At 39.3% G+C, this 12,232-nt stretch carries 11 protein-coding genes; 6 read left to right on the forward strand and 5 right to left on the reverse strand.

The window, feature by feature from the left end; all coding sequences use genetic code 11:
- Positions 1-55 precede the first annotated feature (55 nt).
- Complete coding sequence (locus FLM47_RS09155) at positions 56-394, reverse strand: Grx4 family monothiol glutaredoxin (RefSeq protein WP_008113155.1); 339 nt, start codon at positions 392-394, stop codon at positions 56-58.
- A 264-nt stretch (positions 395-658) separates the two neighbouring features.
- On the opposite strand from FLM47_RS09155, the gene FLM47_RS09160 reads away from it, so the two are divergent.
- The 5 genes from FLM47_RS09160 to FLM47_RS18865 all read left to right on the forward strand — a co-directional run bounded on the left by FLM47_RS09160 (position 659) and on the right by FLM47_RS18865 (position 6,574).
- Positions 659-1,240 carry a superoxide dismutase gene (locus FLM47_RS09160; protein ID WP_010388603.1) on the forward strand — a complete coding sequence of 194 codons (582 nt, stop codon included), beginning with the start codon at positions 659-661 and terminating at the stop codon, positions 1,238-1,240.
- Between the two features lie 208 nt (positions 1,241-1,448).
- Positions 1,449-3,371 carry a PrkA family serine protein kinase gene (locus FLM47_RS09165; protein ID WP_178956224.1) on the forward strand — a complete coding sequence of 641 codons (1,923 nt, stop codon included), beginning with the start codon at positions 1,449-1,451 and terminating at the stop codon, positions 3,369-3,371.
- A 31-nt stretch (positions 3,372-3,402) separates the two neighbouring features.
- Positions 3,403-4,686 carry a YeaH/YhbH family protein gene (locus tag FLM47_RS09170; protein ID WP_178956225.1) on the forward strand — a complete coding sequence of 428 codons (1,284 nt, stop codon included), beginning with the start codon at positions 3,403-3,405 and terminating at the stop codon, positions 4,684-4,686.
- 18 nt (positions 4,687-4,704) lie between these two features.
- Positions 4,705-6,219, forward strand: a complete 1,515-nt coding sequence (locus FLM47_RS09175) for a SpoVR family protein (protein ID WP_138607375.1) — start codon at positions 4,705-4,707, stop codon at positions 6,217-6,219.
- A 202-nt stretch (positions 6,220-6,421) separates the two neighbouring features.
- Positions 6,422-6,574: a universal stress protein gene (locus FLM47_RS18865; RefSeq protein ID WP_256872085.1), complete on the forward strand. Its 153-nt coding sequence runs from the start codon at positions 6,422-6,424 to the stop codon at positions 6,572-6,574.
- A 10-nt stretch (positions 6,575-6,584) separates the two neighbouring features.
- Here the strand turns inward: FLM47_RS18865 and FLM47_RS09185 are convergent, their stop codons facing one another.
- The gene (locus tag FLM47_RS09185) at positions 6,585-7,556 is read right to left on the reverse strand and encodes a diguanylate cyclase (RefSeq protein WP_010388598.1); all 972 of its coding nucleotides are present in this window, start codon (positions 7,554-7,556) and stop codon (positions 6,585-6,587) included.
- 6 nt (positions 7,557-7,562) lie between these two features.
- Positions 7,563-8,567, reverse strand: coding sequence for a response regulator (locus tag FLM47_RS09190; RefSeq protein WP_178956226.1), 1,005 nt, complete (start codon positions 8,565-8,567; stop codon positions 7,563-7,565).
- A gap of 220 nt (positions 8,568-8,787) precedes the next feature.
- Here FLM47_RS09190 and tpx point away from each other — a divergent pair, with 220 nt between their 5' ends.
- Positions 8,788-9,369, forward strand: coding sequence for a thiol peroxidase (gene tpx / locus FLM47_RS09195; protein WP_138607379.1), 582 nt, complete (start codon positions 8,788-8,790; stop codon positions 9,367-9,369).
- A 73-nt stretch (positions 9,370-9,442) separates the two neighbouring features.
- Here the strand turns inward: tpx and adk are convergent, their stop codons facing one another.
- Positions 9,443-10,087: an adenylate kinase gene (gene adk, locus FLM47_RS09200; RefSeq protein ID WP_008468042.1), complete on the reverse strand. Its 645-nt coding sequence runs from the start codon at positions 10,085-10,087 to the stop codon at positions 9,443-9,445.
- 153 nt (positions 10,088-10,240) lie between these two features.
- Complete coding sequence (gene htpG / locus FLM47_RS09205; RefSeq protein WP_178956227.1) at positions 10,241-12,154, reverse strand: molecular chaperone HtpG; 1,914 nt, start codon at positions 12,152-12,154, stop codon at positions 10,241-10,243.
- Positions 12,155-12,232: the final 78 nt, after the last annotated feature.

The following is a 12,232-nucleotide window of genomic DNA, read 5'->3' on the forward strand; positions in this document are numbered from 1 at the left end:
CTTGTCTATAGATATAAAAAAAGCTGCAAATTGCAGCTTTTTTTTACCTAAACACTTATTCAGCGTCTGCAGGTTTATGCTTTGCAGCTGTTTCAGTGATCAGTGGTTGTAATTCACCACGTTGAAACATTTCAATGATAATGTCACAGCCACCAATTAACTCACCTTCAACCCAAAGTTGTGGGAAAGTAGGCCAGTTAGCATACGCAGGAAGCTCTGCACGAATGTCTGGATTAAGTAAAATATCTACATAAGCAAACGGTTCACCACACGACATTAACGCTTGTGATGCTTGTGAAGAAAAACCACAATTAGGCAGTTTTGGTGATCCTTTCATGTATAAGATGATTGGGTTTTCAGCAATTTGCTGTTTAATTTTATCGATGGTTTCCATTTACAACCTCAAAATGACGATAGCGAACACATTAGGCCTTGAAAAAGTTTCACTGTGGCCTCAGATATATAGATTAAAATAGGCAATTAAAGCCTCAATCTTAATTAGCTTTAGCAAGAGCATTGCTGTTTGCTAAAACTTGAGTAAAATACTCAACAATTATAGTAACACTATATTCCTGTTTGGTATAGATAAGTGCCCTGTTTGCGCAGGCATTACGTATTACTAAATAGACTATCAACCAAAAGAAGATGGAGATAAAAAATGGCATTTGAACTACCGTCACTACCGTATGCAATTGATGCACTTGAGCCACATATTTCACAAGAAACGCTAGAGTTTCACCATGGTAAACACCACAACACTTATGTGACTAAACTTAACGGTTTAATCCCAGGCACTGAGTTTGAAGGTAAGTCACTTGAAGAAATCGTATGTTCTTCAGAAGGCGGTGTATTTAATAACGCTGCTCAAATCTGGAACCACACTTTCTACTGGAACAGCCTATCTCCAAATGGCGGTGGCGCTCCAACAGGTGCAATTGCTGATGCAATTAACGCGAAATGGGGCTCATTTGACGCATTTAAAGACGCGTTAAACGACAAAGCAGTAAATAACTTTGGTTCAAGCTGGACTTGGTTAGTTAAACTAGCTGATGGTTCACTAGACATCGTTAATACATCTAACGCTGCTACACCACTAACAGATGCAGGTGTTACTCCAATCCTAACTGTGGATTTATGGGAACACGCATACTACATTGATTACCGTAACGTGCGTCCAGATTACCTTAAAGGTTTCTGGTCACTAGTTAACTGGGAATTCGCGAACGCTAACTTCGCATAATTAGTTTAATATTAGTTTTAAAAAGACGCTTAGGCGTCTTTTTTTATGCCCGCTACTTTATTTGATTATGGTTGTACGTAGGTTGTTTTATAAAAGCGCATCTTGATCATTTTTCATATAAATTTTTAATTTTATTGCACAAAAAATGAAATTCGTGACTAGACTTTAAATAGTGAATACATCTTCAAAGTAGGTTTCGGAGGTCATTATGACTATTTTTGATCACTACCAAGCACGTTATGAATCAACACAAGAAGAAGAGTACAGTGTTGCTGAATTCCTCGAAATTTGTAAAACCGATAAGTCTGCTTATGCCAGTGCACCTGAAAGGTTACTGATGGCCATTGGCGAGCCTAAAATGGTAGATACTGCTACCGATACTCGCCTAAGTCGCTTATTTTCAAATCGTGTTGTTGCACGTTACCCAGCATTTGCTGACTTTTATGGCATGGAAGACGCTATTGAACAAATTGTGTCTTATCTAAAACATGCAGCACAAGGCTTAGAGGAGTGTAAACAAGTACTTTATTTACTCGGCCCTGTGGGTGGTGGTAAGTCATCAATTGCCGAAAAATTAAAGTATTTAATGCAACAAGTGCCTATCTACTCCATTAAAGGCTCACCAGTTAATGACCATCCGCTGGCATTATTTGACCCCATTGAAGATGCAAACCTGCTCGAAAAAGAATATGGAATTAAGTCACGCTACCTTAAAACAGTGATGTCGCCATGGGCCGCAAAACGCTTACAAGAATTTAATGGTGATATTAGCCAATTTAGAGTGGTTAAACGCTTCCCATCAATTTTAAATCAAGTAGCGATTGCTAAAACAGAGCCCGGCGATGAAAACAACCAAGATATTTCGGCTCTTGTAGGTAAAGTAGATATCCGCCAGCTTGAACACTTTGCGCAAAATGATCCTGATGCGTACGCTTATTCAGGCGCATTATGTTTAGCTAACCAAGGCTTAATGGAGTTTGTGGAAATGTTCAAAGCACCGATAAAAGTGCTACACCCGCTTTTAACAGCCACACAAGAAGGCAACTATAACGGCACAGAAGGCATAAGCGCCCTGCCATTTAACGGTATGATACTCGCCCACTCCAACGAGTCAGAATGGCAAACCTTTAAAAACAATAAAAACAACGAAGCTTTTTTAGACCGTGTTTATATTGTTAAAGTCCCCTATTGCTTAAGAGTGACCGAAGAAATTAAAATTTACGATAAGCTGATTGAACACAGTGAGCTTTATAATGCTCCATGTGCGCCAGGAACACTTAAAATTTTAGCTCAATTTACCACTCTCTCGCGCTTAAAAGAGCCAGAAAACTCTAGCATTTACTCTAAAATGCGGGTCTACGATGGTGAAACACTCAAAGATACCGATCCAAAAGCTAAGTCATACCAAGAATATCGTGATTACGCTGGTGTCGATGAGGGCATGAACGGTCTTTCAACTCGTTTTGCGTTTAAAATTTTATCTCGCGTATTCAACTTTGATACCACCGAAGTGGCCGCCAACCCAGTACATTTGTTTTATGTACTTGAGCAACAAATTGAACGAGAACAATTTAGTGCCGAGGTTGAAGAGCGTTATTTAAGCTTTTTAAAAGGCTATTTAATTCCACAATATGTTGAGTTTATAGGTAAAGAGCTGCAAACCGCCTATCTAGAATCGTACTCGGAATACGGACAAAATATTTTTGACCGCTACGTTATTTATGCTGATTTTTGGATTCAAGATCAAGAATATCGCGACCCTGATACAGGGCAATTGTTTGACCGTGATGCGCTTAATGCTGAGCTCGAAAAAATTGAGAAACCGGCAGGTATTTCAAATCCTAAAGATTTCAGAAATGAAATTGTTAACTTTGTACTACGTGCTCGCGCTCACAATAATGGCAAGAATCCGCTATGGACGAGTTATGAGAAACTACGCACTGTTATTGAGAAAAAAATGTTCTCAAACACCGAAGACTTACTCCCTGTCATTTCATTCAATGCTAAAACATCGGCTGAGGATCAGCAAAAGCATGAGGACTTTGTTAACCGTATGGTTGAAAAAGGCTACACGAAAAAACAAGTGCGTTTGCTATCTGAGTGGTATTTACGGGTTAGAAAATCGCAATAACCTTCATAATTGCAGTTTTTAGGAGGTCATTATGGCGCATTTTATCGACAGGCGTTTAAATGGCAAAAACAAAAGCACAGTTAACCGCCAGCGTTTTATTAGGCGTTATAAAAAGCAGATAAAAGAAGCGGTGTCTGATGCGATAAATAAACGCAGCGTCACCGACTCTAGCTCTGGAGAGAGTATATCTATTCCACAGCGTGATATTAGTGAACCTACTTTTCATCAAGGTAGAGGCGGTAATAGAGAGCAAATACATCCAGGGAACGATCAGTTCTCTACTGGTGATAAAATTGAGCGACCTAAAGGTGGACAAGGCGGTGGCGCGGGCGAAGGTAAAGCGAGTGATTCTGGCGAAGGCCAAGATGATTTTGTTTTCTCAATTTCTAAAGACGAATATCTTGATTTGTTATTTGAAGATTTAGAACTCCCTAATTTACAAGAAAACCAGCTCGATAAGCTCGTACAAATGAAAACCCATCGCGCTGGGTTTTGCAGCGACGGTATGCCCAGTAATATTGACGTAGTGCGCTCATTACAAGGCTCTTTAGCTCGTAGAATTGCAATGACCGCAGGAAAAAAGCGCCGCCTTAGTGAACTTGAGGGTCAACTCGCGCTACTGCTTGAACAACCACACTGCGACAAAGCCGCTGTGACATTGTTGCAACAAGAAATCGACATTCTAAAGCAGCAAATTAAATCGGTACCCTTTATTGATAACTACGATTTGCGTTTTCGTAACTACAATAAACAACCGCACCCAACCAGCAAAGCAGTAATGTTTTGTATAATGGATGTATCCGGTTCAATGGATCAAGCCACCAAAGACATGGCAAAACGCTTTTATATTTTGCTTTATCAGTTTTTAACTCGCAGCTATAAAGACATTGAGGTTGTGTATATTCGTCATCATACTCAAGCTAAAGAAGTTGATGAACAAGAGTTTTTTTACTCCCAAGAAACGGGCGGTACTATCGTTTCAAGTGCGCTTAAGCTGATGAATGAAATAATAGCAGAGCGCTATAATGCTGATGAATGGAATATATACGCAGCACAAGCCTCTGATGGTGATAACTGGGCAGATGATACCCCGCAATGTGGGCATATTTTACGTAACAAACTGTTAAGCGCAGTGCGATATTTTGCCTATATAGAAATTACTACCCGCGCCCACCAAAGTTTATGGCGCGAGTACCAAAGCATAAGCCAAACTCACAGTAATTTTGCCATCCAACATATTCAAGGTGTTGAAGACATTTACCCTATATTTAGGGAGCTATTTAAAAAAGGCCGTCAACAGCAAGGGGCTGCATAGCCAAAGCGAGGTAGCAATATGAATAACGAGCGAATCAGTGATGGGCCCGATTGGACCTTTGAGTTACTTCAGCAATATCAAGATGAAATTGCACGTGTTGCTGAGCATTATAAACTAGACACATACCCTAACCAAATTGAAGTGATCACTGCTGAGCAAATGATGGATGCTTACTCCAGTGTAGGCATGCCTATTGGCTATACTCACTGGTCTTACGGTAAAAAGTTTATCCAAACAGAACAAAATTATAAACGAGGTCAAATGGGCCTTGCATATGAAATTGTGATTAACTCCAATCCATGTATAGCTTATTTAATGGAAGAAAATACGCTGCCGATGCAGGCATTGGTTATGGCACATGCGTGTTACGGGCATAACTCTTTTTTTAAGGGGAATTATTTATTTAAAACATGGACTGATGCCGGTTCTATAATTGACTATTTATTGTTTGCTAAAAATTATATTAGCCGCTGTGAAGAGAAATACGGTATTTCTGAAGTAGAAAGCATACTCGACTCTTGCCATGCGTTAATGAGTTATGGTGTTGACAGGTATAAACGTCCGCAGCGTATTTCGTTATTTGAAGAACAAAAACGCCAGCAAGAACGGGCTGAGTACTTACAATCACAAGTTAATGAACTATGGCGTACCATTCCCTCTCAGCAGCAAGAATCGAAAAAGCCTGAGCGCCACTTTCCGCAAGAGCCGCAGGAAAACATTCTGTATTTTATTGAAAAAAATGCTCCTTTACTTGAGCCATGGCAACGAGAAATCGTGCGTATTGTGCGAAAAATATCGCAGTACTTTTATCCGCAAAAACAAACACAGGTTATGAATGAAGGTTGGGCCACTTTTTGGCACTACACTATTTTGAACCACTTATATGATGAGGGAAAACTAACCGACTCATTTATGTTAGAGTTTTTACAAAGCCATACAAATGTTGTGTATCAACCCCCTTATAATAGCGATTATTACTCAGGTATTAACCCCTATGCGCTGGGTTTTAATATGATGGTAGATATACGCCGAATTTGTGAAAACCCGACAGAAGAAGATAAACGCTGGTTTCCTGAACATGCTGGTAGTGACTGGCTTGAAACTCTTCACTTTGCAATGCAAAACTTTAAAGATGAAAGTTTTATTAGCCAATTTTTATCACCTAAACTAATTAGAGACTTTAAATTGTTCACTATCGTCGACCACACCAGCAACCCACATTTAGAAATAGGCGCTATTCATGACGATAATGGCTACAAAGCGGTTAGAGAGGCACTTTCTGCACAATATAACCTTAGTAATCATGAACCTAACATACAAGTTTACGATGTAGACTTACGTGGCGATCGCTCATTAACCTTGCGATATATTCCTCACAACGCCATTCCACTGGCCAACTCCCATGAGGAGGTATTAAAACACCTTTACAGACTATGGGGCTTTAGGGTAAAACTTGAACAGGAGTCAAATTCTGGTGATATTTCAACCATTGGTCAATGCCCAATGGATGATTCACGCCATACAACAGAGTAAAAAAATGCAGAGCGAACCGATTGTGAGTTTTATGTAAGTTACACTGTCTATATTTCTCCAATATTAAGAGATTTAGGCTTGGTTTTTTCTAAGGAACAGCTCGTTAATGCGTTTGAGAAACGACCACAATAGCAGCAGGCCCTTATAACTGATAATAACTTACGCGATAAGCTTCATATTAAAGCGGGGGTTACCCGAGGAGGTGATCTCAAGCTTAGCGGCTAAGATTAATGCTGATTTAGTGATTATAGGCTCTGTAGGAAATATAGGGATTAAAGCTAAGCTCATTGGTAATACTGCAGAAAAAATAATGCGTTTGTTCAACGTTGATTTAGTTATTTTAACTCCCAATTAAAAAATGATGCTTACGCATCATTTTTTATATCAGCATATACCGACACTTTATTTCGACCGGTTTCTTTTGAATGGTAAAGTGCTTTATCGGCAGCTTCAATCCAACGCTCATGATCTTTAAATTCGTTGTCAAAGCAGGCAATACCCACACTAATGGCCATATGCATAGTGTGCTCTTTGTATTTCGCTGGTGAGGTTTCGATTAATTGGCGTAAGCGCTCAGCAAATACGATAGCCCCTTGTTTATCGGTATCTAATAAAGTAACAACAAACTCTTCACCGCCGTATCGCCCAGCAATATCAGTTTCACGCAATGCAGTTTTAAGTAAACTCGCTATATGACGAAGAGCTTCATCTCCCGCACTATGACCAAAGTCATCGTTTACCTTTTTAAAGTGGTCGATATCAAAAATTAATAACGAGCAACAACCTTCACTACGCTTAGTGCGTAAAAATTCTTGATGTAGTAAATGCTCCCAATGTCCTCGGTTTGCAAGCTGGGTAAGGCTGTCAGTTTGGCTTACTTGCTCTAATTTTTTGTTTAACTCTTCAAGCTCTTTTTTGTTAACTGCAATATCTGTTACATCGTAGATAATAATACAAATATGCTCAACTTCGCCTCGTACATTCGTAAGTGGAATAAACGTGGCGTTTTGATACATATAATCAGCTTTACCTGTTATCGGCCGATAATTTTTAAAACGAAAAATATACGGCTGCTGTTCCCAGATAGTAAATGAGCGATTTTTTAATACAAACACTGACTCAGCTTTACTTCTAAACCATTTTTCATCTATGGCTGGGAATAGATCAAACAAGTCTTTATCTTTTACTGCACTAGGTAATAACCCAGAATGGTTTTCCATAAAACCATTCCAAACGCACACCTTGTAGTCTCTATCAAGCACCACAAGGCCTACATCAACAGTATTGAACATGTCCATTAACCAATGGATTTCATTTAAATCTAAATCAGCTGGCATAAATATTTAATCTTCCAGTAGATAAGCAACTTTATATTTCAAAGTTTTAAGTGAATCTTCAGTAAAGAGCAACATTAAATCACAACTAATATCATGATTTTCAATACCGTAACTAATTTCTATGGCAAGTGTTCGTTGCCAACGCGACTTATTAGACTGAACAAGTTCAGAAACATCACGATGCTGGCCCAATACAATGGGGTGGCCTTGACTAAAGGTCATATCGAGCTGTTTGGACAAGCCTGTTAATATAGCGCCAATTAAGATGTTACTCACATCCATTAGCAACTCTAACTCCACCTTGTCGTTTAATTCACCTTCGTAATTCATTAGTGAGGCTATTTCTTTAAAACTAGAATCATTTAAAAGTAATAACGCCTCACCAGATACCCCGCCGCCTATAAAGCCTTGGCAAATACCTGATGTAGTGTCATTGGTATCAACAGAGCTTAAGGCCATGTTAAGCTCACTGACTTCTAAAACATTAACATTAGGAATGGGTAACTTAACAAATACATTAAGCAGTCTTGCGAGTAGATCCCCAGCTTGGCCCATAGCGACATTAGTCAACTCTTGATATATATCACGAACATCAGGGTCAACTTGTTCACCTAAAGAATGAGATAAGCGTTCACGCAGTGCTCTATCTCGTATACCATGGTGTTCTATAATGGCAGCGAGCTTTTCGGGGGAACATGGTTTTTGAATAAAATCGATGGCGCCAAGCTCAAGTACACGCTGATGTGCGCTAGGTTGAATATCGCCCGATACCACCACAGTAAGTACGTCTAGCCCCTGATCTTTCATTGCTGCCAGTACGCCATAACCGTCCATCTCTGGCATATTTAAATCAAGAAAAAGAATTTCAGGTTGGGCTTTGGTTATTTGTTTTATGCAGTCTACACCGTCACATGCAAATTCAATTTTAATATCCCAATCATCGGGCAAGGAGCGAGCTAACTGGCGTCGTGCTAATTTTGAATCATCACATATTAAAACCGATGTTGACATACAATCTCACTATTTTAAAACGGGGTGCAATTTTAAGCGTTTAGAACAAGCCACAGGTACATAAAAAAACAATACCTATTTCCTATACGTATATAGTAATCAATGTATCGCCTATTTACAATTTTAGGCAAAAATAAAGCTATGGATTATTCTGCTTGGTAACTTATCTACATTATAATACACTCACAATTATTACGTTAATTTAAAAGGAAAAAATTCCATGCGTCGTACATTAGCTTTTGCATTAAGCCTATTTTGCTGTGCAAGTTTTGCCGCAGATTTACCCGAAAACAAACTCGATGCAGGAAGAGTAACCGCACAAGGTAAGCCAGTGACCTTATTAGGGAAAGGCCTTACTGTCGGTGAAGATGCCCCTAATTTTAAAGTAGTTGATGAGCGTTTCACTGCAGTTACATTAGAAAACTATAAAGGCCAAGCTGTATTAATTAGTGTTGTACCGAGCTTAGATACCGGTATTTGTAGCTTACAAACTAAGCACTTTAATGAAAAAGTCGCCCAACAATTTCCAGGCGTGGCCATGCTCACCATTAGTGCCGATTTACCGTTTGCGCAAAAACGTTTTTGCAAGGCCGAAAATATCGATAAAGTGACGACGCTTTCTGATTCTGTATGGCGTGATTTTGGCCAAAAGTATGGCTTAATAATTAAAGATATGGGCTTACTTACCCGCGCGGTATTTATTTTAGATAAAAGCCATAAAGTTATTTATAAGCAATTAGTTAGTAGTTTATCAACTGAGCCTGAATACGATAGCGTTATTGAAAAGCTTAAAACGCTTTAAGGGTCGAATTTCAAATAATAAAAAACCGCTATAAAGCGGTTTTTTTAATTATGCTTTTAGTTTTAGCTACAAGTTAACCTAAAAGCTCAGCTAGTTGCTTGCTTACTGCTTCAACCGCTTGTGTACCGTCTAGTTTATGGTACTGCGTGTTACCCGCTTTCGCTTCTGCTTGGTAGTAGTCAACCAATGGCATTGTTTGCTCATGGTAAATGCCTAAGCGCTTACGAACTGTCTCTTCGGTATCATCTGCACGAATAATAAGTTCTTCACCTGTTTCGTTGTCTTTACCTTCCTCTTTTGGTGGATTGTAAACAACATGGTAAACGCGACCAGAACCTGGATGAACACGACGTCCGCCCATACGCTCAACAATAACTTCATCAGCAACATCAAATTCAATAACGTGATCAACCACTACGCCATTTTCTTTCATAGCATCTGCTTGTGGAATTGTACGTGGGAAACCATCGAGTAAGAAGCCTTTCTCACAATCTGGTTTTGCAATACGCTCTTTAACAAGGCCAATAATAATATCGTCTGAAATAAGCTGACCTGCGTCCATTACTTTTTTTGCTTCTAGGCCAAGTGGTGTGCCCTCTTTAATTGCAGCTCGTAGCATATCACCGGTAGAAATTTGTGGAATACCGTATCTATCCATTAAAAACTGAGCTTGAGTACCTTTACCTGCACCCGGTGCGCCCAAAAGAATAATGCGCATATCATTGTCCCCTAATATGAGAGTTTATTTTAAAGTCTGAATTCTTCCATAAGCGCTGCAGATACTCAAGTAACTTATACTAATTGTCTATACAGCAGCGCATAAAAAAGGGAACAAACGTTCCCTTTTGACTCAATCATTGATTTTTAATACTTATTTGCTTAAATCAAGCATAAGTTTATTTAAGCGAGTTACAAATCCAGTCGGATCTTTAAGCGTACCGCGCTCTGCAAGTAAGGCTTGGTCTAGTAGTACATGTGACCACTGTGCAAACTTATCTTCGTCTTGCTCATCATTTAAGTGCTTAACCAGTTGGTGCTCTGGGTTTAATTCAAACACAGGCTTAGCCTCTGGAACAGCTTGACCTACTGACTCCATTAGCTTTTGCATTTGCGAGCTCATGTCGTTGTCATCGCTCACTACACACGCTGGTGAGTCAGTTAAGCGGTGAGTGAAGCGTACATCTTTAACATCATCACCTAATGAAGTTTTAATGCGCTCAACTAAACCTGCAACTTCTTTTTCAGACTCTTCTTGTGCTTTTTTAGTTTCTTCGTCATCTAATTTACCTAAGTCTAAATCACCACGGGTAATTGACTGAAATTGCTTTTCGCCAAATTCCGTTAAATGGCTCATCATCCACTCATCAACACGGTCACTTAGTAGTAAAACTTCAATGCCTTTTTTGCGGAAAATTTCTAAATGCGGTGAGTTTTTAGCTGCAATAAATGAGTCAGCAACAACATAGTAAATTTTATCTTGGCTGTCTTTCATACGCTCAATGTATTGTTCAAGCGATACATCTTGAGTGTCTGAATCGGTATGCGTTGAAGCAAAACGTAATAGCTTAGCAATGCTCTCTTTGTTAGCCGCATCTTCTGCTGGGCCTTCTTTCATTACTTGACCAAATTCATTCCAAAACGTTTGGTAATCATCGGCTTTGTTTTTCGCCATACGCTCAAGCATTTTAATAATACGCGACGTACACCCCTTGCGGATAGCTTGGGTCACTTTGTTATCTTGAAGTATTTCACGCGATACGTTTAGTGGTAAATCATTTGAATCTAATAAACCTTTAACGAAACGCAGGTAGCTTGGCATAAACTGTTCAGCGTCATCCATAATAAACACGCGTTGAACATAAAGTTTTAAACCACTTTGGCGCTCACGGTTCCATAAATCAAAGGGTGCTTTTTTAGGAATGTATAACAAACTGGTGTATTCAGTTTTACCTTCAACTTTATTGTGTCCCCAGCTAAGCGGATCTTCCCAGTCGTGGCTTACATGCTTATAAAACTCTTTGTATTCGTCCTCAGAGATTTCTGATTTGTCACGTGTCCACAATGCTGTTGCACGGTTAATGCTTTCCCATTCACCAGGAACAGCTGGAATTTTTTCACCATCTTCACCTTCAGACTCAGGTACTTCTGCCTTGTACATCTGTACTGGTGTAGAAATATGATCAGAGTATTTAGTTACGATACTGCGAAGACGCCACTCATCTGCATATTCACTTTCTTCTTCACGAAGATGTAAAATAATGTCTGTACCACGGCCTTCTTTTTCGATTTCTTGTAGCGTGTACTCGCCTTCACCTTTTGACTGCCATTCAACCGCTGTAGTCTCTCCTGCTTTACGAGTACGAACAGTCACTTCATCAGCAACAATAAATGCTGAGTAAAAACCAACACCAAATTGACCAATAAGCTGTGAGTCTTTACTTTGATCACCAGTTAAGTTTTTGAAAAATTCAGCCGTACCCGACTTAGCAATTGTGCCTAATGAGCTGATCACTTCATCACGCCTCATACCAATACCATTATCAGAAATGGTCACTGTGTTAGCGTCTTTATCTGCGCTTATACGTACGCGTAAATCTGCATCACCTTGATAAAGGTCACCGTTTGAAAGGGCTAAAAAGCGTAGTTTATCGGCTGCGTCAGATGCATTTGATACAAGCTCGCGTAAAAAGATTTCTTTATTTGAATAAAGCGAGTGAATCATTAAGTTTAATAGTTGTTTTACTTCTGTTTGAAAGCCTAATGTTTCTTTTTGTGCTGCAGTCATTTATGTATCTCCAATTTGCAAAGTGTCTGCGTTATGCACTTAATATGGGGGGAGGTGTCAGAACTTCAAGGGAAAAAA

It is taken from the genome of Pseudoalteromonas sp. Scap06 (assembly GCF_013394165.1).
Taxonomy (GTDB): domain Bacteria; phylum Pseudomonadota; class Gammaproteobacteria; order Enterobacterales; family Alteromonadaceae; genus Pseudoalteromonas.

Excerpts from the sequence above, each read along its gene's own strand:
- FLM47_RS09155 (WP_008113155.1), bottom strand. The coding sequence starts at position 394 with ATGGAAACCATCGATAAAATTAAACAGCAAATTGCTGAAAACCCAATC.
- FLM47_RS09160 (WP_010388603.1), top strand. The coding sequence starts at position 659 with ATGGCATTTGAACTACCGTCACTACCGTATGCAATTGATGCACTTGAG.
- FLM47_RS09165 (WP_178956224.1), top strand. The coding sequence starts at position 1,449 with ATGACTATTTTTGATCACTACCAAGCACGTTATGAATCAACACAAGAA.
- FLM47_RS09170 (WP_178956225.1), top strand. The coding sequence starts at position 3,403 with ATGGCGCATTTTATCGACAGGCGTTTAAATGGCAAAAACAAAAGCACA.
- FLM47_RS09175 (WP_138607375.1), top strand. The coding sequence starts at position 4,705 with ATGAATAACGAGCGAATCAGTGATGGGCCCGATTGGACCTTTGAGTTA.
- FLM47_RS09185 (WP_010388598.1), bottom strand. The coding sequence starts at position 7,556 with ATGCCAGCTGATTTAGATTTAAATGAAATCCATTGGTTAATGGACATG.
- FLM47_RS09190 (WP_178956226.1), bottom strand. The coding sequence starts at position 8,567 with ATGTCAACATCGGTTTTAATATGTGATGATTCAAAATTAGCACGACGC.
- tpx (WP_138607379.1), top strand. The coding sequence starts at position 8,788 with ATGCGTCGTACATTAGCTTTTGCATTAAGCCTATTTTGCTGTGCAAGT.
- adk (WP_008468042.1), bottom strand. The coding sequence starts at position 10,087 with ATGCGCATTATTCTTTTGGGCGCACCGGGTGCAGGTAAAGGTACTCAA.
- htpG (WP_178956227.1), bottom strand. The coding sequence starts at position 12,154 with ATGACTGCAGCACAAAAAGAAACATTAGGCTTTCAAACAGAAGTAAAA.